This is a genomic window from Pseudomonas sp. Pdm06 (genome assembly GCF_014851795.1).
Lineage (GTDB): Bacteria > Pseudomonadota > Gammaproteobacteria > Pseudomonadales > Pseudomonadaceae > Aquipseudomonas > Aquipseudomonas fluorescens_AA.
The window spans coordinates 204,494-227,686 of record NZ_JACVAH010000008.1; the positions used below are offsets into that span (position 1 = coordinate 204,494).

The following is a 23,193-nucleotide window of genomic DNA, read 5'->3' on the forward strand; positions in this document are numbered from 1 at the left end:
CGGTTCCGAGGCGCAGTTTACACGCCGCGATAATGAATGACTCATCGGTCATCACTGACGAATGGTCTTCACTCCCGTGAGCAGGGTCATGTGTGGTTCATGCCGGCGTTTTTAGAGGTGCCCTTGCGCCCATGAGCATCAACCGCCAGGTTCGCCTAGGCGACTTTTTTTCACCGGAGAGTAACGAGGAATCCATGAAGGTTCTTGTAGCTGTCAAACGAGTGGTCGACTATAACGTCAAGGTTCGCGTCAAGGCGGACAACTCCGGCGTCGACCTCGCCAACGTCAAGATGTCGATGAACCCCTTCTGCGAAATCGCCGTGGAAGAAGCCGTACGCCTGAAAGAGAAAGGCGTGGCAACGGAAATCGTCGTCGTCTCCATCGGCCCGACCACCGCCCAGGAACAACTGCGCACCGCGCTGGCACTGGGTGCCGATCGCGCCATCCTCGTCGAATCCGCCGAAGACCTGACTTCCTTGGCCGTGGCCAAGCTGCTCAAGGCCGTTGTCGACAAGGAACAGCCATCGCTGGTGATCCTCGGCAAGCAAGCCATCGACAGCGACAACAACCAGACCGGCCAGATGCTCGCGGCATTGAGCGGCTACGGTCAGGGCACCTTCGCGTCCAAAGTCGAAGTGTCCGGCGACAGCGTTGCCGTGACTCGCGAGATCGACGGCGGCGCGCAGACCGTTTCCCTGAAACTGCCGGCCATCGTCACCACCGACCTGCGTTTGAACGAGCCGCGTTATGCGTCGTTGCCAAACATCATGAAAGCCAAGAAGAAGCCGCTTGAAGTGCTGACGCCTGACGCTTTGGGCGTTTCCACCGCCTCCACCAACAAGACCCTCAAAGTCGAAGCGCCGGCTGCACGCAGCGCGGGCATCAAGGTCAAGTCGGTGGCTGAACTGGTCGAGAAACTGAAAAACGAAGCGAAGGTAATCTAAACATGACTATCTTGGTAATCGCCGAACACGATAACAAGGTGCTGGCTCCGGCCACGCTGAACACCGTTGCCGCTGCCGCCAAAATCGGTGGCGATGTGCACGTCCTGGTGGCCGGGCAGGGCGCAAGCGCCGTTGCCGAAGCCGCTGCGAAAATCGCGGGCGTGGCAAAAGTGCTGTCGGCCGACAACGCCGCCTACGCACACCAGTTGCCGGAGAACATCGCGCCGCTGGTAGCCGAGTTGGGCAAGGGCTACAGCCACATCCTGGCCGCCGCCACTTCCAACGGCAAAAACATCCTGCCGCGTGTTGCCGCTGCGCTGGACGTCGACCAGATCTCCGAGATCATCTCGGTAGAAAGCGCCGACACCTTCAAGCGTCCGATCTACGCCGGTAACGCCATTGCCACCGTGCAATCGAACGCATCGGTCAAGGTCATCACCGTCCGCGCCACCGGTTTCGACCCGGTTGCCGCCGAAGGTGGCTCGGCTGCCATCGAAGCTGTTGCTGCTGCCCACGACACTGGGATCTCCAGCTTCGTTGGCGAAGAGCTGGCCAAGTCCGATCGCCCTGAACTGACCGCTGCCAAGATCGTCGTTTCCGGCGGCCGTGGCATGCAGAACGGCGACAACTTCAAGCACCTGTACGCCCTGGCCGACAAGCTGGGCGCTGCCGTCGGCGCTTCCCGCGCGGCGGTCGACGCCGGTTTCGTGCCCAACGACATGCAGGTCGGCCAGACCGGCAAGATCGTTGCCCCCCAGCTGTACATCGCCGTCGGTATCTCCGGCGCGATCCAGCACCTGGCCGGCATGAAAGACTCCAAGGTGATCGTTGCGATCAACAAGGACGAAGAAGCGCCGATCTTCCAGGTGGCTGACTATGGCCTGGTGGCGGACTTGTTCGAAGCCATCCCTGAGCTGGAGAAGCTGGTCTAATCCGGCGTCTTCACTTCAGGAGGGAGCCCGGTTTTTTGCCTTTGCTACTGCTTGTCCAAGTAGACGCTGGGTTCCCTTGAAAAATCCGATGCCAGATCGTGGCATCGGATTTTTTATGCCTGTTCAATGGGGCGTGGAGTGGATCTCAGGGCCAGTTTCTGACCAGGAGACCGTCGGGCCCAACCGTGTAGTTCGACGGGCGTCCCAGGCCAGGGATAATTGGCTTTCTTCCGAGGCTATCGAAGTTCTCATTGTCATGGCTGCCGTAGCATTCGATCGCAACGTTGTTGCTCGATCGATGAGCGGTTGAGCTACCCAGGCTCAAGGTGTTCCCTGTGGCCGCTTTATAGGCAGACGCGTCGAAGACGCAGTCAACGACACTGACGAATCCCACTTGAGGGGTGTCCAGGGAAATATCGTTATCGTTGTAGTTGCTTCCAAACTTCACGAGTACATTCTCGATACTCAAGCTTTTTAGCTGGGCGTGCCCACCCCAATAGCATCTGAGACGGCTAGCGCTGGAGTCGCGAATATGAATCTCCGATTTTCTGCTGCCCATCAAGAAGCCATAGACTGCATCGACATCGATCACTTTCAGGCAAAAATGCACTTTACTCTGGCGAGTGTCCGCTGCGCCAACGCGCAATATAAAACCGCGCGATGGTGGCATTCTTATTTTTTCAAGCCTGATATTGACGACGTCGGAATCGGCACCATTGAACGGAAGGAAGGCATAATCGAATGAGATACCGCCTTGCGCTGTCGTGGCGTCTACGCCGCTGATATTGATATTTCTCGGAGGGAGCAGTTTGCGTTGGTTGTTATAGTGATCCTCAGTGGGGAAACTGATCAGTTCGCAGGCCTGTTTGCTGAAGATTTTTATATTTCTAATAAAAATGTTCGCAGGTAGTGCGTAGGTTTCAGGTTGATCCACCAGTCTTATTGCGCTGTCGTCAAGGACCAGTATGCACGTTGTTCGCGTCTGCGCTTTATCTACGAACTGAAAGGTGCAGTTCTCTACGATCAGCGTCCCTCGTAGTTCTCCATAGTCGGTGCGCATGCCCAGGGCGCTCCAGGAACGTGTCATGAACTTGCAATCGAGGATCTCGATGACTGAGTCATCGCTGCCTGTTCCAAATGAGCAGCCTTTTCCATGAAAGACGCAATTTCTGACCTGAATGTCTTGAGCATTGAAATGACAGTGGAAAGCTTCCAGTTCGGAATCAACGACGCTGACATTACGAACATTATTGCCGTCAATCGTTTTCCAGCCGGTATTTCCGGAGATGTTGGAGAAGCTCATTTTTAAACATGCATTGAGAATCACGTCATAGATGGCTTTCGGGGAAATTCCTGGCTGATAAGCCGGCCACCCGTATCCAGGAAGATTGACCCCGTAAAAGGAGACATCGTAACAGTCGCTGCAACTGGTGAGTGCATAGTAAGTATCGTCAAAAGTCTTGCAGATACAACGAAAGCCGATCACGTCTACCAGGTCTCGATTTATTTGAAAAATCGGGAAGGTGACCGGTCCCTTGACCTCTATGGAGGGAGCCTTGATCCGCAATCTGCTTTGCGGAAGCTTGCGTAATTTAATCGTTACCGTTGCAGACCTGGAGTAATCAAAGCTCAACGGATAGACCAATCGACCGTATTTGGTCATGAGCGTGACCGTACTTTTCTTTTGAGGCGCATTTCTGTCGCCATTGCGGAAAATATAAATATCGTCACTGGACACTACGACAAAACTTTCGGCATATTCATCAATGATATCGCTGGGCAGTGTGCCGCTGAGATCTGTGCCCAGATAAATCAGATGCGTGGGAGCAAAGTCACCCTTGGCGACAGAAAAACTCCGCTGTTTGCGTTGCTCCGGATGTTCCATGATCGCCAGGCCGCCTGAGTCCATGATCAAATGAGCGTTGGCAAAATCAATATTGGTGTAAATCAGGACTCGCTGTTTTATTAGAAACCGGCCCGTCGCCGAGATGGTTTTGTTCTCAAGGAAAGCTGCATCGGAGCACCGTTGAAAGGCGAGGGCATCGTCAGTGATGCCATCGCCAATAGCCCCGAAATCCCGAACATCAAGGTAGGAATTGTTCATTTTCTTTTCCTCATGTTTTTTGTTGTTTGCAGTACGTCGGAACCGGTCGTGATCCGGGTTGATTACTCAGTAAATCTACAGGGTAGATGAGTGTTAATTAGTGAAGGTGTTTTCGGTGTTGCGTTAAATTTCGGGTTAGCCCCTGAGATGCAGCGACTCATTTTTGTATTTGACTGGCGTCTTACCCTATGGTGAGGTCTCGAGTTTTCGATAGTTGCCCGTACCCGTGACATTTCCCTTTAGGAACAGAGATCATAACTGTCGGAGCGACATCCGCTTTCCAACCGGTATCTGCACAGGAATTAAAGATGGACAGGTTTTACATCGCTGCGCTGTCGCTACTGTTAGGCTTGTCCACGGTATCTTCGGACGTCTTGGCGTTGGGCAAATGTGAACGCCTGATCGCCACTGGCAGCCCGGACGCACCGCCTTACCTCTGGCAAGACCCTCAGGACCCCAAGCACCTGATCGGCGCTGGCGCAGACCTGCTGGCGCAAGTGGCAGGCGAACTGGGGATCAAGATCGAGCTGCTTTACGCTGGCAAGCGCGCCCAGGCACTGGATGAAGTGCGCAGTGGGCGTATGGACCTGCTCACCGACGCGCCCCTGACCAGCACGGGGCTTGATGCGTTGGACTACGTCCACCCGCCATTGCTGGAAAACGATTATCTGGTCTGGACCCGCAAGGATTCGACACTGGTCATCAACCAGCCCGAAGACCTCCAAGGACATCCCGGGGCCCTGTCGGAAAAGGCACGTATGACCCAGGTATTTGGCGTTTTTGCCGAGCAGAAATTGGCCTTGGTGCGCACGCCCAACCTGACCCAGGCCTTTCAGAAATTGCTGCTGGGAGAGGTGGAATATGTCCTGGCGGGTCGCTATTCGGGCCTGGCGATGGCGCAGACACTGGGCATGGCCAACGACCTGCAAGCCGCACCGCAACCGGTGGACAAACCCGGACTGTTCCTCGCGGTTTCCCATAACTCCGCCTGCAATGACCCATGGTTACGCGGACAGCTGGCGCAAAAGATGACAGAATTGGCCGCGTCCGGTCTGACGGAGGCTGTGTTGCAGCGCAATCTCGAGCGCTGGAAAACACAGTTGCAGCCACCTGTCAGTGCCCCAAAACAGTAGGGAACATTAGTGACTATTCGACCTCTTTTCGCTGCCCTGGCCGTTCTGGCTCTGGCGGGCTGCGCAGCCGATCCGGCGCCGAATGAACAGATCCGCCTGACCGAACAGGCACTGGAGCAGGCCCGGGCCGTTGGCGCCACCGCCGACGAAGTGCCCGAATTGAAACTGGCTGAAGAAAAATTCGCTCGCGCCAAATCCAACATGGCCGACGAATCCTACAAGAAGGCGCGCATGCGAGCCGAACAGGCTGAACTCGACGCCCGCCTGGCCGAAGCGAAGGTGCTGACCCTCAAGAGCCAGGAGCAACTGAACGTGCTCGACACCCGCATCAAGCGCTTGCGCAAACAGCTGAGGGAGGATGCCCAATGAAGCACTCCCACGTATTGGGCGGTCTGGTGCTCGCCGGCCTGGTCAGCTTGTATGGCTGCGCCGGCCAACGCAGCGAAGCGGCGCTCGAGCAGGCCAGCACCGATTTCCAGAAGGTCAAGGAAGACGCCAACGTATTGCGTGCCGCCCCCCGGGACGTGATCCGCGCCGGTGAATCCCTGGCCCGTGCCGATCGCTTGTCCAGCTATTGGGGCAGCGGCGAGGATGTGCAGCATTACGCTTACCTGAGCCAGCGCTACAGTGCGATCGCCCGGGAGCACAGCAATCAGGTGCTCAACGAAGAGCGTGCGGCGAAGCTCGAACTGGAGCGCCAGCGCCTGCAGCTGGCCCTGCGCGAATCCAAGTTGCTGAGTGTGCAGCAGCAGGGCAAATGGCTTGAAGAACAGATCATGGCGATGGCGACCACCCAGACCGATCGCGGTCTGGTGATGACCCTGGGTGACGTGCTGTTCGACACCGGCGAAGCGGAACTGAAGAACTCGGCCAACCGGGTGGTGCTCAAGATTGTGCAGTTCTTGCAGCTCAACCCCAAGCGCGTGGTGCGTATCGAGGGGTACACCGACAGTACGGGCGGCAAGCAGGAAAACCTCAAGTTGTCCCGAGATCGCGCACAGTCGGTAGCGGATGTGCTGGTGGACCTGGGGATTGATGAAAAACGCATCCAGGTCGAAGGCTACGGTGATGAGTACCCGGTGGACGTCAACGCTACCGAGCGGGGCCGTGCACAGAACCGTCGCGTTGAAATTGTGTTCTCCGACGAAAAAGGCCAGCTCGGCGCCGCCCGCTAAGGGTTGCGTCACTGGAAAACCCGGCCCCTGTAAAAGGCGCCGGGTTTTTTTGGCCCTGCAATCGATGCGCGATGAGTACAGTTAGAGCTGTCACTCCACTGTACTGTCGAGTAATCTGGCAACTGTCCCAGTACACTTCTAAACTGTTCCGGTATCGTTTCCGACAAGAATAAAATGCCCGTGAAATCGAGTGCTGCGTCATGACCAACCTCCTGCTCTATCAACGTATTGCTCAACAACTGGCTGAAGACATCCGGCGCGGTGTGTATCAGCCCGGTGAACGCGTGCCTTCGGTGCGCAAGATGAGCTCGCAGCTCAACGTCAGCCACGCCACGGTGTTGCAGGCCTACGCGAACCTTGAAGACCAGGGGCTGATTCGCGCACGGCCGCAATCGGGCTACTACGTGCACCAGACACCGGCCCTGACGGCACCGACGCCGGACATTGCCCGGGTAGAGCGCCCGGGGCTGGTGACGCGCAGCAGCATCATCCAGCAGGTCTTGGTCGAGTCGCGCCGTGAAGGGGTGTTCCCCCTGGGTGCGGCGGTGCCAAGTGTCGACTACCTGCCTGTCCGGGCCCTGCATCAGCAGTTGGCCAAGGTCACGCGTTTCCACAGCCCACGGGCGTTCAGCTACATGTTCAGCCCGGGCTTCGAGCCGTTGCGGCGCCAAGTGGCGATTCGCATGCGCGACGCCGGTGTCGTGGTAGACCCTTCCGAGGTGGTGATCACCCACGGTTGCGTCGATGCGCTGCAGATGTCCTTGCGGGTGCTGACGCGACCGGGGGACCTGATCGCCGCCGAGTCGCCGACCTATTACGGCTTGCTGCAACTGGCGGATCTGTTGGGCCTCAAGGTTATCGAGATCCCCAGTGATCCGGTCACCGGCATGAGCCTGGAGGCCTTGCAGTTGGCGGCCAACCAGTGGTCGATCAAGGCGCTGGTACTGACCACGCGCCTGAGCAATCCCCTCGGCGGCACCATGCCTGAAGAGCGGCAAAAGCAACTGCTGCGCCTGGCGTCGGACTTCGACATCCAGGTTGTCGAGGACGATATCTATGGCGAGCTGATGTTCGAGCAGGGGCGCACCAAGGCCCTCAAGGCCTACGATCGGCTGGACCGGGTCATCTACTGTTCGAGTTTTTCCAAGACGTTGTCGCCGGGTGTGCGCATCGGTTGGATGATCGCTGGGAAATTCCAGCAGGAAATCCAGCGGCTCCAGACCTTCAGCACTCACTCGGCGTGCAGCGTTACGCAGATGGGCATTGCAGCCTACCTGGAAAACGGCGGCTATGACCGGCACCTGCGCTACATCCGCCAGGAGTACCGCAAGAACCTCAGCGCCTTTCAGCTGGCGGTGCAACAGTACTTCCCCGAAGGCACGCAAATGAGCCGTCCCAACGGCGGTTTCATCCTGTGGGTCAGCCTGCCGGGACGGGTCAATACCCAGGAGTTGCACGTGCGGGCATTGCAACAAGGCATCAGTATCGCGCCAGGGCTGATTTTCAGTAACACCGAGCAGTTCAACCACTGCATTCGCTTGAACTGCGGTACCCCCTGGAACCGTGAGGCAGAGCGGGCCTTGATGACGCTGGGGTTGTTGGCGACTCAATTGTGCCAAGAAACGGCCAACGGGTTTCTATAGAAATCAGCGGCTTAGCTTGATGTGCTTGTCAGCGCCTCATTATCAGGCGAGCATGGGGTTTTCTGCCGTCAGTGCCGTTGTGTCTATGAAAGCCAATGTTCCTGTTGCCTGGGTTTTGATCGGCCTGTTCAGTGTCTTCCAAATGGGAGGCGTCGTCGTGGCGGCTCCGGCGCAGGAAAAACCTGCCGTCAGTGCCACGAAGAATACGCCGAAAAAAACCGCAGTGGCCAAGAAGCCTTCCGCTAAAAAGGCGACTGCGGCGAAGAAAAAAAAGCGTGCGCCCATTGCTTCCAAGAGCAAATCCGCCCACGAGGTCGCCAAGACTCCATTGCCGCCGGCCAAGCTGGACCTGAGCCTGCCCCATGACATGGTCGAGCAGTTGCAGCCGCCGGGTAAGGTTGCGCCGCTCAAGCGCGAACCGCTCTTGCCGTCAATGTTCGGAGCGAAACCCGGACCGTTTCAACTCAATGGCCGGTTGTTGAGCAATGAAATGCAACTGCCGCTGCGCAATCAGGAGCGCAACGAGGTGGAAGGCGCAGCGCTGGATTTCGAATTCAAGCAGTAAGCCTTCCATAGGGCATGCAGCTCGTCGCTGACCGTTCGGTCACTTGGCCAACGGTAAAAAAACACGCGGACGGTAATTTAAAACGGGTGTTTTAGCCGTTACTCTGTCTTCTGTTACTCATCATTACCCGCCGCGAGGATGTTGTCGTCATGAAGTGCCGTGAAGGCTGTGGCGCCTGTTGCATCGCCCCTTCCATCAGCTCACCTATCCCTGGCATGCCCCAAGGCAAACCGGCGGGAGAACGTTGTGTGCAACTGTCGGTCGATAACCTGTGCCGGATCTTCGGCCAGCCGGAGCGTCCGGCGGTGTGCTCGGCGTTCGAAGCCGACATCGAGGTGTGCGGCGGCAGCCGTGAAGAGGCCATCCGCTTGATCGGTTGGTGGGAGCAAGTCACGGCAGCGTAATGGGTCAATGAACAGATCCGAAATGAACGAACTTGGACAATAAGGAAAAAACTATGGGTTCGCTGCATCGTATGGCTGTGTTGTGTGGGTTGACCGTGTTGCTGGCGACGGCCACCGCTCAGGCAGAAGACTGGCAGGTTGCCAAGGAGAAGGAAGGTATCAAGGTTTCCCTCAGTGAAGTGGCGGGCTCCAAGTACAAGGCCTATCGCGGCGTGACGGTGATGAAAACCACCATGGCCAAGCTGCGGGCCCTGCAGGAAGACGTTCCCGGCGCCTGCGCCTGGATTCATGAGTGCAAGAGCCAGAAACTGCTCAAGCACGAAGGCGACAAGAGCTGGACTTATACCCAATTCAACACGCCATGGCCGGTGACGCCCCGGGACTCGGTGCTGGAAGTCACCACCGAGGAGGGGGCCGACGGCAGCCTGACCCGCAAGCTCAAGGGCGTGCCGACATACCAGCCTGAGGAGCAAGGTTTCGTACGGGTGGCCCAGGTCGATGGCTTCTGGAAATTCACGCCAAAGGGCGCGGACCAGATTGAAGTCGTTTATCAGGTCCACACCGAACCGGGTGGTGACGTGCCGTCCTGGCTGGCGAACAAGTTCGTGGTGGATGCGCCGTTCAACACCCTCAAGGCCCTGAAGGAACGCGCCGAAAAGTGATCGGCCAAGGCTGCACAAAGGAGACCGCCCCCGAGGCGGTCTTTTCATGTGTGCCGTCCAAGTACCCAGCGGAACGATTGTCCGCCCCTCAATGTCGAGATGAAGGTAAGCCCTGCCCTGAATTGATCAAGGAGACACTGATGCAAAAGTGGGAAATCACTTTCATTGACGATCACGGTGAAACCACCGTCGAGCAGTTCGACTATGACCACAAACCCACCATGGAGCAGGCCGCCCAACTGATCCGCGAAAGGCTGCTACCCGTGCTCAGCCAATTGGACCTCAACGATCTGGTTGACCGCACCGAAGATCCGACAGTCAAGAACCTCAAGTCCCAAAACAGTATCGAAATTCTCAGCATTACACCGATTTCATGAAACGGTGGCTGGTCTCGCTTGGCAGTGGCCACCACTTGCGGCTACTCTGCAATTGAGATCAGCGAAAGGATCGCCAAGGTCCGGTCTTGTCAGCTACATGCTTGTGTCCCGACGGCCATTTGATGCCGTATCGCTTGCAGCCTGAAGGCTTCACGCACGGGAAGACGGAAAGTCTATCCATCGGTTTTAGGAGGACGTTTCATGAGCACAGCCTATCAAGAAGACATCAGCACCAGCGTATTGCGCCGCATGAAAGAAGGCGGTTTCGATTTTTCCCGATTCCATCCCATTGAGTTCTACGCCATTTTCCCGGACGAGGAGCGGGCGCGCAGGGCGGCAGGTCATTTTCGGGGCGAATCGTTGAACGCGCAGATCAGTGCACGGGACGACGGGGCTTGGTCATTGGAACTGAGCCGGGTGATGTACGCCACTTACGATGATATTGGCGACTTCGAGCAAGACTTCGAGGCAGTTGTCGAACCCTTGGGGGGGGTTATCGAGGGTTGGGGCGTCAAGCAAGAGATCCGGCGCCTGCAGGCCTGACAGTCACTCACCGCAACCACAGCAACGGCTGACCTTTGTGTCGGCCGTTTTCATGTCTGACTTCCCAGGAATCCTGTGGGAGCGAGCTTGCTCGCGATGGCATCGACACATCCAACCTCGATGCAAGCTGACCCACCGCAATCACTCCCCCCAGGTTTTGTACCTAACTGTATCCAGACCAGGCCGCTTCGTTTTTCCATGGCTATGCTCAGGAGAGCGACGCCCCTGCGTCGCAATGAAGCGGGGGCAGCGGGTTGGGGGCATTTGCCGCACTATAAAAGTGCGCGGCCTCTCGGTGGAGATTCCAACCCTTTGATCATAAAGCGTTTATGCCGATGGCACGGGGCTTGCGAAGCCTTGCTGCCAGGGTGACAAGGAGCACGGCATGATCCGCAGCGGTTTTGATGAAATGTACGATGCCGACGGCCAGGTCCGCCCGCACTACCAGGCGTTTGCCCGCTGGCTGGCCGACACGCCTGACGAGCTTCTGGCGCAGCGCAGGCGCGAAGCCGACCTGTTGTTTCACCGTGCCGGCATTACGTTCACGCTCTACGGGGACGAGCAGGGGACCGAGCGCCTGATCCCGTTCGACACGATCCCGCGCAGCATCCCGGCCAGCGAATGGCGGGTGGTCGAACGTGGCTGCATCCAACGGGTCAAGGCGCTGAACATGTTCCTGGCCGACCTCTACCACGAACAGCGGATCATCCGGGCCGGCATCATCCCCGCCGAACAGGTGCTGGCCAACGAGCAATACCAACTGGCGATGCAAGGGCTCGATCTGCACCGTGACATCTACGCGCACATTTGCGGTGTCGACCTGGTACGCGACGGTGACGGCACCTATTACGTGCTCGAAGACAATCTGCGTACGCCCAGCGGCGTCAGCTACATGCTCGAAGACCGCAAGATGATGATGCGCCTGTTTCCCGAGCTGTTCGCCGCCCAGCGCATCGCCCCCATCGATCATTATCCGAATCTGCTGCTCGACACCCTGAAAAGCTCCAGTCCGCTGGACGACCCCAGCGTCGTGGTACTGACGCCGGGGCGTTTCAACAGTGCATTCTTCGAGCACGCATTCCTGGCCCGGGAGATGGGCGTGGAGTTGGTGGAAGGCGCTGACCTGTTCGTACGAGATGACAAAGTGTTCATGCGCACCACCGACGGGCCGAAGGCGGTGGATGTGATCTACCGTCGACTCGACGACGCGTTCCTCGATCCACTGGCCTTCAATCCGGATTCGATGCTCGGCGTACCGGGGCTGTTGTCCTCCTACCGTTCCGGCAACGTGGTGCTGGCCAATGCCATCGGCACGGGGGTGGCGGACGACAAGTCGGTGTATCCGTTTGTCACCGACATGATCCGTTTTTACCTGGACGAAGAGCCGATCCTGAAGAACGTTCCCACCTGGCAGTGCCGTAATCCTGCAGAGCTTTCCCATGTACTGGCGAATCTTCCCGACCTGGTGGTCAAGGAAACCCAGGGCTCCGGCGGGTATGGAATGCTGGTGGGGCCGGCCGCGACGACGGCGCAAATCGATGCCTTTCGCGAGCGGATCAAGGCCAAGCCGCACGCCTACATCGCCCAGCCGACGCTGTCGCTCTCGACGTGCCCGACCTTTGTCGAAAACGGCATCGCCCCGCGTCATATCGACTTGCGCCCGTTTGTGCTGGCCGGCCGTGAGACCCGCGTGGTCCCTGGCGGGCTGACACGAGTGGCGCTGCGCGAAGGCTCCCTGGTGGTGAACTCATCCCAGGGTGGCGGTACCAAGGACACTTGGGTGGTCGAGGATTGAGGAGCTGCCATGCTGAGTAGAACCGCCTCGGACCTGTACTGGATGTCGCGCTACCTGGAGCGGGCGGAAAACCTCGCGCGGATGCTCGACGTCAGTTATTCGTTGTCACTGATGCCCCAGGATGGGCGTGGCGACGGCCTGCACGAACTGGCCATGCCATTGCTGATCACTGGCACGCTGGACGATTACCGGGAGCGACACGGCGATCTGCACGCCGAGCGCCTGCTGCATTTTTTTGCCCTGGAAGCGGCCAACCCGGCCAGCATCTACAGCTGTCTCGGTTCCGCGCGAGCCAGTGCCCATGCGGTACGTGGCCGAATCACCGCCGACATGTGGGAAAACATCAACGCCACCTGGCTGGAAATTCGCGGTATCGGCGAGCAAGGCTTGAATCGCTACGGCATGAGCCGGTTCTGCGAGTGGATCAAGGAGCGCTCGCATCTGTTTCGTGGCGCGACCTACGGCACCATCATGCGTAACGACGCGTTCCGGTTCATTCGCCTGGGGACCTTTATCGAAAGGGCCGACAACACCCTGCGCTTGCTCGATGCCCGCTACGAAATGGCCGGCGACCAGGCCGACGCAGTCAGCGACGGCACGGCCCACGCCTACTACCAATGGAGCGCCTTGTTGCGGGCCTTGTCGTCCTTCGAGGCCTACACCGAGATCTACCGTGAGGCCCCGGGCGCTCGTCATGTGGCTGAGTTGCTGCTGTTGCGCGCCGACGTGCCGCGCTCGCTGCGTGCCTGTACCGAAGAAATCGACCAGATCCTCGCGAGCCTGCCGGGCACCAACGGTCGGCAGGCGCAACGGCTGGCGGCGGAAATGGACGCACGCCTGCGCTACACCGGCATCAACGAAATCCTCGACGGGGGCCTGCATGCCTGGCTCACCGAATTCATCCCACTGGTCCGTGAACTGGGCAACGCCATTCACAGTTCCTACCTGGAGGTCATATGAGACTCTCGATCAGCCACGAAACGGCCTACCACTATGAAGATCAGGTTCGCGCCAGCATCCAGTACCTGCGCCTGACGCCCCACGACAGCGAACGCCAGCATGTGCTGAGCTGGCAGCTTGATTTGCCTCGGCCGGTGCGGGCGCAACTGGATCCGTTTGGCAACATCCTGCATGTGCTGACCCTGGATGAACCCCACGAAACGGTCATCATCGGTGCCCGTGGACAGGTGGATATCGATCCGTTGCGCGAAGCCGAACACGAGAGCCAGTCGGCGCTGCCATTCCTGCGCTTCACCCGGCTGACCGAGGCGGACGAGGCCCTTCGAGCCTTCGCTGCGCAGCAGTGCCAGCAGCGTCGCGACCGCACCGCGTTGATCGACCTGATGCATGGCTTGAACCAGCACATGATCTACACCCCTGGCACCACCGCAGTCGAGACCAGTGCAGCCCAGGCGTTCGCCGGTCGTAGCGGGGTGTGCCAGGACCATACCCATGCCTTCCTGGCCTGCGCTCGTAGCCTGGGCGTGCCGGCGCGGTATGTGTCGGGTTATCTGTTCAGCGAAGAGAGGGAGCACCTGGCGAGCCATGCCTGGGCAGAAGCCTGGCTGGACGACGCCTGGTACAGCTTCGACGTGACCAACCAACTGGCTCGCCCGGAGCGCCACCTGAAACTGGCCGTGGGCCTGGATTACCTGGACGCCTGCCCAGTGCGTGGCATGCGCCGCGGCGGCGGTGGCGAGCAGATGCATGCCAGGATGATCGAGACCCCCGGCACCCCCGGTACCCCAGTGATTGCTGTGCAACTCCAGTAACCGCCTGGCGAACAAGCTCCCTCGCCACAAAAGCGATCTCATGGAGTCAGCGGCTGCTTGCGTCCCGCCATATGCTTCAAGTAACCCACCAGCAAATCCAGCTCCGATTCCGGCAACACCGCTACCGAGAACCCGGGCATCTTGCCCTGGGGCCAGCGTCGCAGGGCTTGCGGGTCGCGGATGTAGCGCTTGAGGAAGTCCCCGGAGAAGTATTCGGTGGGATTGAAAGGAATGTTCAGGTCAGGGCCGAACTGTGCATCGCCAGCGCCATTGAGCCGATGACACGCCAGGCAATTCTTCTGGAACAGCGCGAAACCTTTATTGATCGGGTCGTCCTTGGCCAGGTTGGGCGCTGGTAGCAGGGCTGGAAAGCGTTCAGCCACCGCCGACAGGCGCTTGATGCTTGCCACCGCATAGGGCCATTGTTCCGGGCTGATGCGGCCTGCCTGAGGGTCGGTCCAGACCAGATAGAAAGGCCCGGCACTGGACTTGCCTTCCCCCAGCGACGGCCACGGCTTGGCCGGGTCCTCGATCGCCAGCCAGGCCCGGGCCCCGCTCTTGTTGAGTAATGGCGCCGCGGGCATCTCGGCAGCGAAGCCGTCCAGGGCAACGGCCTGCAGGTGGTCGTCCGGCTGGATGCCCGGCAACAGGGACGTCAGCCGCACGGCTCGATAACTCATGGGTTTCTTGTAGGAAACATCCTCAGCAATCTCGACCGTTTGAGCGTCCGGATGCTTGAGCAGTTCTTCGGTTTGCCAGGTGCGCGTGCTCGCGCCCAACTCCAGCACCAGTTGCGCGGCATAAAGGGGCGTGCTGAGCAGCAACGCCCCGAACACAATGAGAGCTTTCAAGTCGATCGCCTTCCATGTCGAGGGGGTGGCCGCAAAGGTTGGCACAGCCATCGCAGCTCGAACAGTGAACCCATCACATTTTTTGGCGACACAACGTATTGGATGAAGCAGGTGCCCCCGCGCAGGATTCAGCCAATCACCTTGGTGATATTCGGCAAAATCAACAGCAGCGTCGTGGCAAAGAGAATGAGTCCGGCTTGACGAACTTTCGAATGTTTGAACATGGCTGATCCGCCTTTTTTGTTATGTCCTGAAAACCAGCCTGCATATCCATGATGGCTGGCGTTGCACTTCCTGTTCCGACAAGCGCCTCGGCAAAACCCGACGACTAACTTGTACAAGGATTACATTAGGGGCCGCGGCCGCCTTGGCTTAGATCCAATTCGTATCAACTGGGTACTTATCGCGATTAAAACAGCATGAGGCCTATTGCCACCTTCCTGCCGGCCCTTTTGCTAGACAGCTTGCCCTCCTGAATCGGTTAACCCGATAGCTCGCTACCGTTCGTCTGAGCGTGGTCGTCAACGCCATTGAGCGCTGTGGTCATTGAATCCGGCGCCGCTGGGCTTATGGTTGGAGGCGTCGCATTACCCCGTGGTTTCGAGGATGTCATGACCCAAGCTTTGATTTTCGACGCATTACGCACGCCTCGTGGCAAGGGCAAGGCTGATGGCGCCCTGCACAGCGTCAAGCCGGTGAACCTGATGGGGGGCCTGCTCAGTGCCTTGCGCCAGCGCATGGATTTGGACACCAGCCAGGTCGACGACATCGTGCTCGGTTGCGTGACGCCCGTGGGCGAGCAGGGTGCCGATATCGCCAAGACTGCTGCGTTGGTGGCCAATTGGGATGTCAGCGTGGCGGGGGTGCAACTCAATCGTTTTTGCGCCTCGGGCCTGGAAGCGGTGAACCTGGCGGCGATGAAGGTGCGTTCCGGGTTCGAAGACCTGGTGGTGGCCGGCGGCGTCGAATCCATGTCCCGGGTGCCCATGGGCAGCGATGGCGGTGCATGGGCGCTGGACCCGCAATCCAACCTGCAGGGTCACTTCATTCCCCAGGGCATCGGCGCCGACCTGATCGCCACCCTGGAAGGCTTCAGCCGCGAGGACGTCGACCGCTACGCACTGCACTCCCAGCAAAAAGCGGCACGCGCCCGGGCCGACGGTTCGTTCGATAAATCCCTGGTCGCCGTGCGGGACCAGAATGGCATCGTGTTGCTGGACCACGATGAATTCATCCGCGCCGACTCCACCCTCGAAGGCCTGGGCAAGCTCAAGCCGAGTTTCGAAGCCATGGGCCAGATGGGCTTCGACGGCACGGCGCTGCGGGTCTACAGCCATGTCGAACGCATCCATCATGTGCACACGCCGGGCAACAGTTCCGGCATCGTCGACGGCGCGGCGCTGATGTTGATCGGTTCCGAAGCCAAGGGGCGCGCCATGGGCCTGCAACCCCGGGCCCGGATCGTCGCCACGGCCGTCACCAGTACCGACCCGACCATCATGCTCACCGGCCCGGCGCCGGCCACCCGCAAGGCCCTGGCCAAGGCCGGGCTGCGGGTGGAAGACATCGACCTGTTCGAAGTCAACGAAGCCTTCGCCTCGGTGGTGCTCAAGTTCATCCGGGACATGGCCATCGACCCCGCCAAGGTCAACGTCAACGGTGGTTCCATCGCCCTGGGGCATCCCTTGGGGGCCACCGGCTGCGCAATCCTTGGCACGTTGCTCGACGAGTTGGAGGCGCGTCGCCTGCGCTATGGCCTGGCGACCCTCTGTGTCGGCGGCGGCATGGGCATTGCCACCGTCATCGAACGCCTCTGAGCCCGACTTCAAGGAACATTTTTCATGACCGCTGCCATCCGTTACGAAACCGGCCAGGACCGGATCGTCGTCCTGACCCTGGACATGCCGGGCCAGAGCGCCAACACCATGAATGCGCGCTACCGCGAGGCCATGGCCGCTTGCGTTACCCGTTTGAAGGCTGAAAAGGACGCGATTGCCGGTGTGATCATCACCTCGGCCAAGCAGACGTTCTTCGCCGGTGGTGATCTCAATGAATTGGTCAAGGTCGGCAAGCCCGAGGCCAAGGTGTTCTACGACATGGTCCTGCTGCTTAAAGCGCAACTGCGAGCCTTGGAGACCCTGGGCAAGCCCGTGGTGGCGGCCATCAATGGCGCGGCCCTCGGCGGAGGTTGGGAGATCTGCCTGGCGTGCCATCATCGCGTGGCGCTGGAGCAGCCATCGGTGCAACTCGGCTTGCCGGAGGTCACTCTCGGGCTGCTGCCGGGGGGCGGCGGAGTGGTGCGGATGGTGCGCCTGCTCGGTTTGGAAAAGGCCCTGCCGTATCTGCTTGAAGGTAAGAAGGTCAGTGCACAACAAGCGCTGCAGGCCGGGTTGATCGATGAGCTGGCCAAGGATCGTGAGGAACTGCTGGCCAAGTCCCGGGCCTGGATTCTGGCCAACCCCAGCGTCGTGCAACCCTGGGATGCAAAGGGCTATCGGCTCCCGGGCGGCACGCCGTCCGACCCGAAAGTCGGGCAAATGTTGGCGATCGCCCCCTCGATCCTGCGCAACAAGACCCAGGGCTGCCTGCCGGCACCGGAGAAAATCCTCTGCGCGGCGGTGGAGGGGGCCCAGGTGGATTTCGACACCGCGCACCTGATCGAAACCCGCTACTTCACCGAACTGACCACCGGCCAAGTGGCGAAGAACCTGATCGGTACCCTCTGGTTCCAGCTCAACGAGATCAAGGCCGGTGGTTCTCGCCCACAAGGTTTGGCGCCTTATCTGACGAAAAAAGTCGGCGTGCTCGGTGCGGGCATGATGGGGGCGGGAATCGCCTATGTCAGCGCCGTGGCCGGCATTGCCGTGGTTCTCAAGGACGTCGACCTGGCGGCAGCCGAGAAGGGCAAGGCCCGCTCGGCGGCGTTGCTGGATAAAAAGGTCGCCCGTGGCCAACTCACGGCCGAGCAGCGCGAAGCCACGCTGGCGCGGATTCAAGCCACCGACAGCAATGCTGACCTGGCCGGTTGCGACCTGATCATTGAAGCGGTGTTTGAAGATCGCGCCCTCAAAGCCAGCGTGTCGGCTGCGGCCCAGGCAGTGGCGGGCGACGACGCGGTGATCGCTTCCAACACTTCGACCTTGCCCATCACCGGCCTGGCCATGGGCGTGCCGGACCCGACGAAGTTCATCGGCCTGCACTTCTTCAGCCCGGTGGAAAAAATGCCCCTGGTGGAGATCATCAAGGGGGCGCGTACCAGTGACGCGACTTTGGCTCGGGGTTTCGATTTTGTCCTGCAGATCAACAAGACGCCGATTGTGGTCAACGACAGTCGCGGTTTCTTCACGTCGCGGGTGTTCGGTACCTTTACCAATGAGGGCATCGCCATGCTCGGCGAGGGCGTGAGTGCGCCGATGATCGAGACCGAAGCGCGCAAGGCCGGGATGCCGGTCGGGCCTCTGGCGATCTCTGACGAAGTTTCCCTCAGCCTGATGAGCCATATCCGCGCGCAAACCGCCAAGGACCTGCACGCAGAAGGGAAAACGCCGATTGAGCACCCGGCATTCGCCGTGATTGACTTGCTGCTCAACGAATACAAGCGGCCGGGCAAGGCTGCCGGCGCCGGTTTTTATGAATACCCGGCCAACGGGCAGAAGTACCTGTGGCCGCAGCTGAAGAGCCGCTTCGAGCAAGCCGATGGGCAGATTTCGCCCCAGGATATCCGTGATCGCCTGCTGTTCATCCAGGCCTTGGAGACCGTGCGCTGCGTGGAGGAGGGGGTGCTGACGTCGACGGCCGATGCCAACATCGGCTCGATCTTTGGCATTGGTTTCGCGGCCTGGACCGGCGGTGCGTTGCAGTTCATCAACCAGTATGGCCTGCAGGACTTTGTCGGTCGCGCCCAGTATCTGGCCGAGCAATACGGTGAGCGTTTCTCACCGCCGGCCTTGTTGCTGGAGAAAGCCGCCCGGCACGAACTGTTCTGACAGACCGGGGAGGGGCTTGCCTTGGAACCGTGTTTCAGGGCAGGCTCTGGGGTGTGCAATATTCCCATCATCGTGTCAGGTATTTTTTATGTCACTACGCATCTGCATTCTGGAAACCGATATCCTGCGTCCGGAACTGGTCGACCAATATCAGGGTTACGGGCAGATGTTCCAGCGCCTGTTTTCACAGCAGCCCATCGCGGCCGAATTCATCGTGTACAACGTGATGGAGGGGCATTACCCCAGCGATGACGAGGTGTTCGACGCTTACCTGGTGACTGGCAGCAAGGCTGACTCCTTCGGCACCGACCCTTGGATTCAAACCCTCAAGACCTACCTGCTGGAGCGCTACCAGCGGGGCGATAAATTGCTCGGTGTGTGCTTTGGCCATCAGCTCTTGGCGTTGTTGCTGGGCGGCAAGACCGAACGCGCCACCCAAGGCTGGGGTGTCGGCACCCATCGCTACAAACTCGCCGCCAAGGCGCCGTGGATGAGCCCGGTGATGGAAGAGCTGACCTTGCTGATCAGCCATCAGGACCAGGTCACCCAACTGCCCGAAAGCGCGACCGTCATCGCCTCCAGCGATTTCTGCCCGTTCGCCGCCTATCACATCAACGACCAGGTGCTGTGCTTCCAGGGCCACCCGGAGTTCATCCACGATTATTCCCGGGCCTTGCTGGAGATTCGTCAGCAACACCTCGGCGAGCAGATCTATAGCCAGGGCGTGGCGAGCCTGGCCCACGAGCATCATGGCACCACGGTGGCGGAGTGGATGATGCGTTTCGTCGCACACAAGCCGCACGCCGAAACCACCCAAGGCTAAAGATCACCACCCTCTAATGTGGGTGCGAGCTTGCTCGCGATAGCGGTGGAACAGTTGGCATTGATGTCGGATGTGCCGCTGTCATCGCGAGCAAGCTCGCTCCCACAGAGGATGAGCGGTGGGGAGCGGGCCTACAACCATCCCGACCGCTTGAAACTCGCCCACAAAGCCGTACATCCCACCCCGATGAATCCGAGCACCAGAAAGTAGCCGTAGTGCCAGGTCAACTCCGGCATGTTCTCGAAGTTCATCCCATAGATCCCGGCCACCGCGGTGGGGAATGCCAGAATCGCCGCCCACGCTGCAAATTTGCGCTGCACCACGCTCTGGCGCGAGGCTTCCAGCAGCACCCCGATTTCAATGGTCTGGCTGGCGATGTCCGCCAGGGTGGCCAAGTCTTCCATTTGCCGCGTGACGTGGATCTGTACGTCGCGGAAGTACGGCCCCATGTTCTTGTCGATAAAGGGGAAGTCCAGCCGCTGCAGTTCCTCGCTGATCTCCACCATGGGCGCCGCGTAACGACGCAGGCGCAATACATCGCGGCGCAGGCTGTGCAGGTTCTGGATGTCTCGCTCATTCAGGGCGCTGCACAGCACGTTGCGCTCCAGCTCATCGATCTCGGCGTGAATGGCTTCACCCACCGGCTGGTAGTTTTCGATCACGAAATCGAGGATGGCGTAGAGCACGAAATCTTCGCCGTGCTCCAGCAGGATAGGTCGAGCCTCACAGCGCTGTCGGACGTGGGCGTAGGAGGCTGAATGACCGTTGCGAGCGGTGATGATGTAGCCCTTGCCGGCAAAGATATGGGTTTCGATGAACTGCAGCTTGCCGTCCTTGCGTATTGGCGAATACGTGACAATAAACAGCGCATCGCCAAAGGTCTCCAGCTTGGGCCGGCTGTGTTTCTCCATGGCGTCTTCGATGGCCAATTCGTGCAGGTTGAATTGACGTTGCAGGTTGGTCAGCTCCAGGGCACTGGGCTCTTCAAGACCTATCCACACAAAATGACCAGGTTTGGCAGCCCAGGCGCTGCCTTCGTCGAGGGTGATGTTGGTGATTTTCTTACCGGCGCTGTAAACCGCAGCAGCAACGACTCTACCCATAATGGTGGTTCACTTCTTATTGGAAAATGGCAGTGGCAGGCAACGTCCAGCTTAGCGCGCCCTGTAGCTTGAGAGTCAGCAAAATCTGCGGAGTTCGGCGGCAAAAGAAAACCCGCCAAGGGGCGGGTTTTCCATTACGCGGCTTGTAACTGCCGGTCCATTGTTGCAATGCATTCACGCATTTGTTCACGGCATTGGGCGATGAGCCGGGGCATGTCATCCATGCTCAATCCGGCCGTAGGAATCGCCGGCAACGAGCGTATGAGGATTTCACCGCTGCGCCAGCGATTGAGGCGCATGTGCTTGATGTAGCTGCTGACGCACACCGGAATAATCGGGACTCCGGCGGCGATTGCCATCTGGAATGCGCCTTTCTTGAAAGGCAGCAGATCCTCGCCCAGATTGCGCGTGCCTTCCGGAAAAACCCAGATCGAGGTGTCCTCGTGCTGCAACGTATGGGTGGTGGTCAGCATTGACCGTCGTGCCTTGATCGCGTTGCCACGGTCGATCAACACATTGCCCGCCAGCCAGAACAACTGCCCGAACAGCGGCACCCATTTCAGGCTCTTCTTGCCGATGCACACGGTGCGGCGCGGCACTACGTTGCCGAACATGAACAAGTCATAGTTGGACTGATGGTTGGCGATGATGACGCAGCCGTTGGGCTTATCCACTAGCGTGTCGACCTGCGCCCGGACCCGCAGGCGCAAGATGCACATGGCCGGCAAAGCGTACAGCCTTGCGCATAAACGACTGTTGTCCGGATTGAACGGTCTGCACAGGCCCAGAATCACTCCGAGCACACCCGCCAGGACAAAGTGCAGACCCATCAACAACATACGCAATACAAACAGCATCTACAGGCCCCATCGGGACAAAAGGTGGCGCAGTGTACGGATGTGCACTGTTTTCGGCAATTGCCCCTATAGAGGTAGGAAATGGACGATGTTTAAGCGCATGTTTCCACATGGCGTGACGGAAGCAGCCTAGAGCGGTTGCGGACTTTTAAACGATGCGCGTAGGAAAAAGCCCTGCTCTAGGGGGAGGGGGACATCTGTGGGCCCGTAGGAGCTGACGAGCGGAGCGAGGCTGCGATCTTTCCCTTAGCAATTGAGTCCGGAGCAAGATCAAACGATCGCAGCCTCGCTCCGCTCGACAGCTCCTACAAGCGTCAGCCCATATGCTCCTGATCCAGCAAAATTGCAGTGTCCAGCGTCTCCAGCAGGGCCTTGCGAACTTTCAGCTTGGTGTTCTTGTGGGCGGACATGTTGATTTTCTTCAACTGGCGCGCTGCTTCCAGGGCCGCACCTTGTAGTTCCTCGGCCGACACCACCTTGTCGAGGAAGCCCGCATCCACAGCGCTCTGGGGATTGAACATCTCGGCATTGATCACCGAGCGGTGAAACGCCGACTTGCGCAGGCGGTCCCGGGCCAGCTCGATACCGGCGTGGTGCATGGTCATGCCGATCTGCACTTCGTTCAGGCCAATGCTGAACGGCCCTTCCACACCAATGCGGTAATCCGCCGAGAGCAGCAGGAACGCACCCTTGGCCACCGCATGCCCCGGGCAAGCGACAACGACAGGGAAGGGGTGCGACAACAGGCGACGGGCCAGCGTCGAGCCGGCCGTAACCAGGCTTACCGCTTCCTTGGGACCGGCGGTCATCACCTTCAGATCGTAGCCACCCGACAGAATCCCCGGCTGCCCGGTAATGATCACCACCGCCCGATCCGCCGTCGCCTGGTCCAGCGCAGCGTTGAACGCGGCAATCACGTCCGGCGAGATGGCATTGACCTTGCCGTTGTTCAAGGTCAGGGTCGCGATACCGTCTTCGAGATGGTAGGCAATCAAGTCGCTCATGACGCTATTCCTTGTAAGAGAAGTGTCGCAGACGTTACCCACCGCCGCAGGCCAGGTAAAGCACCGTGACTGACTCACCGGTCAGCCCCAAGCCCCGTAAACAGCCTGGCTCGCCCATCCCGCCAAGCCTTCATCTATAGAGCCTTGCCTATACAGCCCCGAAGATTGGCCGGTTTGCCCTGCCCAGACGGGTTTGAAATGCCCAACCAAGCTTAACCGCATGAAAATTCTGAAAAAAACCTTTGCCATCGGAAAAGCTTTCGACTACATTAGCGCGCCTCGACAGACTGAACAGTTTGCCGAGATACGGTGAAGTGTCCGAGTGGCTTAAGGAGCACGCCTGGAAAGTGTGTATACAGGAAACTGTATCGAGAGTTCGAATCTCTCCTTCACCGCCAAATTCGATACGCACAAAGCCCCTGGTTTTCCAAGAAAACCAGGGGCTTTGTGGTTTCTGCTGTCTGAAAAATGACGATAGGAGCAATGGCACCCAGGTGATACGCCGTCAGCGCTAAAGGTA

Annotated in this window: 22 protein-coding genes and 1 tRNA gene; 18 read left to right on the forward strand and 5 right to left on the reverse strand. The window is 59.2% G+C overall.

Going from position 1 to position 23,193, the window contains the following annotated elements; genetic code table 11:
- Nucleotides 1-194: 194 nt before the first annotated feature.
- Together IB266_RS15355 and IB266_RS15360 are read left to right on the forward strand one after the other, a co-directional pair.
- Nucleotides 195-944, forward strand: coding sequence for an electron transfer flavoprotein subunit beta/FixA family protein (locus IB266_RS15355; protein ID WP_014339477.1), 750 nt, complete (start codon nucleotides 195-197; stop codon nucleotides 942-944).
- Nucleotides 945-946: 2 nt separating this feature from the next.
- Nucleotides 947-1,876 (forward strand): electron transfer flavoprotein subunit alpha/FixB family protein, encoded by a 930-nt coding sequence (locus tag IB266_RS15360; RefSeq protein WP_060741258.1) that lies wholly within the window; start codon nucleotides 947-949, stop codon nucleotides 1,874-1,876.
- 145 nt (nucleotides 1,877-2,021) lie between these two features.
- Here the strand turns inward: IB266_RS15360 and IB266_RS15365 are convergent, their stop codons facing one another.
- Complete coding sequence (locus IB266_RS15365) at nucleotides 2,022-3,980, reverse strand: hypothetical protein (RefSeq protein WP_192261677.1); 1,959 nt, start codon at nucleotides 3,978-3,980, stop codon at nucleotides 2,022-2,024.
- Nucleotides 3,981-4,288: 308 nt separating this feature from the next.
- Here IB266_RS15365 and IB266_RS15370 point away from each other — a divergent pair, with 308 nt between their 5' ends.
- The 12 genes from IB266_RS15370 (at nucleotide 4,289) to IB266_RS15425 (ending at nucleotide 14,049) form a co-directional block, all read left to right on the forward strand.
- The gene (locus tag IB266_RS15370; protein WP_192261678.1) at nucleotides 4,289-5,113 is read left to right on the forward strand and encodes a substrate-binding periplasmic protein; all 825 of its coding nucleotides are present in this window, start codon (nucleotides 4,289-4,291) and stop codon (nucleotides 5,111-5,113) included.
- A 9-nt stretch (nucleotides 5,114-5,122) separates the two neighbouring features.
- Complete coding sequence (locus tag IB266_RS15375; RefSeq protein ID WP_003204190.1) at nucleotides 5,123-5,482, forward strand: DUF4398 domain-containing protein; 360 nt, start codon at nucleotides 5,123-5,125, stop codon at nucleotides 5,480-5,482.
- Entirely contained in the window at nucleotides 5,479-6,288 is an 810-nt protein-coding gene (locus IB266_RS15380) for an OmpA family protein (RefSeq protein WP_192261679.1), read from the forward strand. Before IB266_RS15375 ends, IB266_RS15380 begins: the two co-directional genes overlap by 4 nt.
- A gap of 200 nt (nucleotides 6,289-6,488) precedes the next feature.
- Nucleotides 6,489-7,931, forward strand: a complete 1,443-nt coding sequence (locus IB266_RS15385; RefSeq protein WP_192261680.1) for a PLP-dependent aminotransferase family protein — start codon at nucleotides 6,489-6,491, stop codon at nucleotides 7,929-7,931.
- An 85-nt stretch (nucleotides 7,932-8,016) separates the two neighbouring features.
- On the forward strand, nucleotides 8,017-8,496 hold the full coding sequence (locus IB266_RS15390) for a translation initiation factor 2 (RefSeq protein ID WP_192261730.1): 480 nt from the start codon (nucleotides 8,017-8,019) through the stop codon (nucleotides 8,494-8,496).
- 149 nt (nucleotides 8,497-8,645) lie between these two features.
- Nucleotides 8,646-8,900: a YkgJ family cysteine cluster protein gene (locus IB266_RS15395; RefSeq protein WP_060741261.1), complete on the forward strand. Its 255-nt coding sequence runs from the start codon at nucleotides 8,646-8,648 to the stop codon at nucleotides 8,898-8,900.
- Between the two features lie 53 nt (nucleotides 8,901-8,953).
- Nucleotides 8,954-9,562 carry an START domain-containing protein gene (locus tag IB266_RS15400; protein WP_060741262.1) on the forward strand — a complete coding sequence of 203 codons (609 nt, stop codon included), beginning with the start codon at nucleotides 8,954-8,956 and terminating at the stop codon, nucleotides 9,560-9,562.
- 140 nt (nucleotides 9,563-9,702) lie between these two features.
- Nucleotides 9,703-9,939: a hypothetical protein gene (locus IB266_RS15405; protein WP_072406264.1), complete on the forward strand. Its 237-nt coding sequence runs from the start codon at nucleotides 9,703-9,705 to the stop codon at nucleotides 9,937-9,939.
- A gap of 201 nt (nucleotides 9,940-10,140) precedes the next feature.
- The gene (locus IB266_RS15410) at nucleotides 10,141-10,482 is read left to right on the forward strand and encodes a ribonuclease E inhibitor RraB (protein ID WP_003179463.1); all 342 of its coding nucleotides are present in this window, start codon (nucleotides 10,141-10,143) and stop codon (nucleotides 10,480-10,482) included.
- Between the two features lie 385 nt (nucleotides 10,483-10,867).
- Entirely contained in the window at nucleotides 10,868-12,277 is a 1,410-nt protein-coding gene (locus IB266_RS15415; RefSeq protein WP_060741264.1) for a circularly permuted type 2 ATP-grasp protein, read from the forward strand.
- A gap of 9 nt (nucleotides 12,278-12,286) precedes the next feature.
- Nucleotides 12,287-13,237 carry an alpha-E domain-containing protein gene (locus tag IB266_RS15420; RefSeq protein ID WP_192261681.1) on the forward strand — a complete coding sequence of 317 codons (951 nt, stop codon included), beginning with the start codon at nucleotides 12,287-12,289 and terminating at the stop codon, nucleotides 13,235-13,237.
- Complete coding sequence (locus tag IB266_RS15425) at nucleotides 13,234-14,049, forward strand: transglutaminase family protein (protein ID WP_192261682.1); 816 nt, start codon at nucleotides 13,234-13,236, stop codon at nucleotides 14,047-14,049. The genes IB266_RS15420 and IB266_RS15425 overlap by 4 nt, the downstream gene beginning before the upstream one ends.
- A gap of 38 nt (nucleotides 14,050-14,087) precedes the next feature.
- Here IB266_RS15425 and IB266_RS15430 read toward each other — a convergent pair whose 3' ends face one another.
- Nucleotides 14,088-14,900, reverse strand: a complete 813-nt coding sequence (locus IB266_RS15430) for a c-type cytochrome (protein WP_192261683.1) — start codon at nucleotides 14,898-14,900, stop codon at nucleotides 14,088-14,090.
- 611 nt (nucleotides 14,901-15,511) lie between these two features.
- Between IB266_RS15430 and IB266_RS15435 the strand changes: the two genes are divergently transcribed.
- The 3 genes from IB266_RS15435 to IB266_RS15445 all read left to right on the forward strand — a co-directional run bounded on the left by IB266_RS15435 (nucleotide 15,512) and on the right by IB266_RS15445 (nucleotide 19,709).
- Nucleotides 15,512-16,717: an acetyl-CoA C-acetyltransferase gene (locus tag IB266_RS15435; protein ID WP_060741268.1), complete on the forward strand. Its 1,206-nt coding sequence runs from the start codon at nucleotides 15,512-15,514 to the stop codon at nucleotides 16,715-16,717.
- Between the two features lie 24 nt (nucleotides 16,718-16,741).
- Entirely contained in the window at nucleotides 16,742-18,886 is a 2,145-nt protein-coding gene (locus IB266_RS15440; protein ID WP_192261684.1) for a 3-hydroxyacyl-CoA dehydrogenase NAD-binding domain-containing protein, read from the forward strand.
- Between the two features lie 88 nt (nucleotides 18,887-18,974).
- A complete protein-coding gene (locus IB266_RS15445) occupies nucleotides 18,975-19,709 on the forward strand; it encodes an amidotransferase (RefSeq protein ID WP_192261685.1) in 735 nt (244 codons plus the stop codon).
- A gap of 131 nt (nucleotides 19,710-19,840) precedes the next feature.
- On the opposite strand, the gene IB266_RS15450 is transcribed toward IB266_RS15445, so the two are convergent.
- From IB266_RS15450 to IB266_RS15460, 3 genes are all read right to left on the reverse strand, one after another.
- Nucleotides 19,841-20,812, reverse strand: a complete 972-nt coding sequence (locus IB266_RS15450; RefSeq protein WP_060741271.1) for a magnesium and cobalt transport protein CorA — start codon at nucleotides 20,810-20,812, stop codon at nucleotides 19,841-19,843.
- A gap of 134 nt (nucleotides 20,813-20,946) precedes the next feature.
- Nucleotides 20,947-21,669, reverse strand: coding sequence for a 1-acylglycerol-3-phosphate O-acyltransferase (locus IB266_RS15455; protein WP_192261686.1), 723 nt, complete (start codon nucleotides 21,667-21,669; stop codon nucleotides 20,947-20,949).
- A gap of 314 nt (nucleotides 21,670-21,983) precedes the next feature.
- Nucleotides 21,984-22,673 (reverse strand): crotonase/enoyl-CoA hydratase family protein, encoded by a 690-nt coding sequence (locus IB266_RS15460; protein ID WP_060741273.1) that lies wholly within the window; start codon nucleotides 22,671-22,673, stop codon nucleotides 21,984-21,986.
- A 308-nt stretch (nucleotides 22,674-22,981) separates the two neighbouring features.
- Between IB266_RS15460 and IB266_RS15465 the strand changes: the two genes are divergently transcribed.
- Nucleotides 22,982-23,071, forward strand: a tRNA-Ser gene (locus IB266_RS15465).
- Nucleotides 23,072-23,193 lie beyond the last annotated feature (122 nt).

Coding starts and splice junctions, on each gene's coding strand:
- IB266_RS15355 (WP_014339477.1), top strand. CDS start 195: ATGAAGGTTCTTGTAGCTGTCAAACGAGTGGTCGACTATAACGTCAAG.
- IB266_RS15360 (WP_060741258.1), top strand. CDS start 947: ATGACTATCTTGGTAATCGCCGAACACGATAACAAGGTGCTGGCTCCG.
- IB266_RS15365 (WP_192261677.1), bottom strand. CDS start 3,980: ATGAACAATTCCTACCTTGATGTTCGGGATTTCGGGGCTATTGGCGAT.
- IB266_RS15370 (WP_192261678.1), top strand. CDS start 4,289: ATGGACAGGTTTTACATCGCTGCGCTGTCGCTACTGTTAGGCTTGTCC.
- IB266_RS15380 (WP_192261679.1), top strand. CDS start 5,479: ATGAAGCACTCCCACGTATTGGGCGGTCTGGTGCTCGCCGGCCTGGTC.
- IB266_RS15385 (WP_192261680.1), top strand. CDS start 6,489: ATGACCAACCTCCTGCTCTATCAACGTATTGCTCAACAACTGGCTGAA.
- IB266_RS15390 (WP_192261730.1), top strand. CDS start 8,017: ATGAAAGCCAATGTTCCTGTTGCCTGGGTTTTGATCGGCCTGTTCAGT.
- IB266_RS15395 (WP_060741261.1), top strand. CDS start 8,646: ATGAAGTGCCGTGAAGGCTGTGGCGCCTGTTGCATCGCCCCTTCCATC.
- IB266_RS15400 (WP_060741262.1), top strand. CDS start 8,954: ATGGGTTCGCTGCATCGTATGGCTGTGTTGTGTGGGTTGACCGTGTTG.
- IB266_RS15405 (WP_072406264.1), top strand. CDS start 9,703: ATGCAAAAGTGGGAAATCACTTTCATTGACGATCACGGTGAAACCACC.
- IB266_RS15410 (WP_003179463.1), top strand. CDS start 10,141: ATGAGCACAGCCTATCAAGAAGACATCAGCACCAGCGTATTGCGCCGC.
- IB266_RS15415 (WP_060741264.1), top strand. CDS start 10,868: ATGATCCGCAGCGGTTTTGATGAAATGTACGATGCCGACGGCCAGGTC.
- IB266_RS15420 (WP_192261681.1), top strand. CDS start 12,287: ATGCTGAGTAGAACCGCCTCGGACCTGTACTGGATGTCGCGCTACCTG.
- IB266_RS15425 (WP_192261682.1), top strand. CDS start 13,234: ATGAGACTCTCGATCAGCCACGAAACGGCCTACCACTATGAAGATCAG.
- IB266_RS15435 (WP_060741268.1), top strand. CDS start 15,512: ATGACCCAAGCTTTGATTTTCGACGCATTACGCACGCCTCGTGGCAAG.
- IB266_RS15440 (WP_192261684.1), top strand. CDS start 16,742: ATGACCGCTGCCATCCGTTACGAAACCGGCCAGGACCGGATCGTCGTC.
- IB266_RS15445 (WP_192261685.1), top strand. CDS start 18,975: ATGTCACTACGCATCTGCATTCTGGAAACCGATATCCTGCGTCCGGAA.
- IB266_RS15450 (WP_060741271.1), bottom strand. CDS start 20,812: ATGGGTAGAGTCGTTGCTGCTGCGGTTTACAGCGCCGGTAAGAAAATC.
- IB266_RS15455 (WP_192261686.1), bottom strand. CDS start 21,669: ATGCTGTTTGTATTGCGTATGTTGTTGATGGGTCTGCACTTTGTCCTG.
- IB266_RS15460 (WP_060741273.1), bottom strand. CDS start 22,673: ATGAGCGACTTGATTGCCTACCATCTCGAAGACGGTATCGCGACCCTG.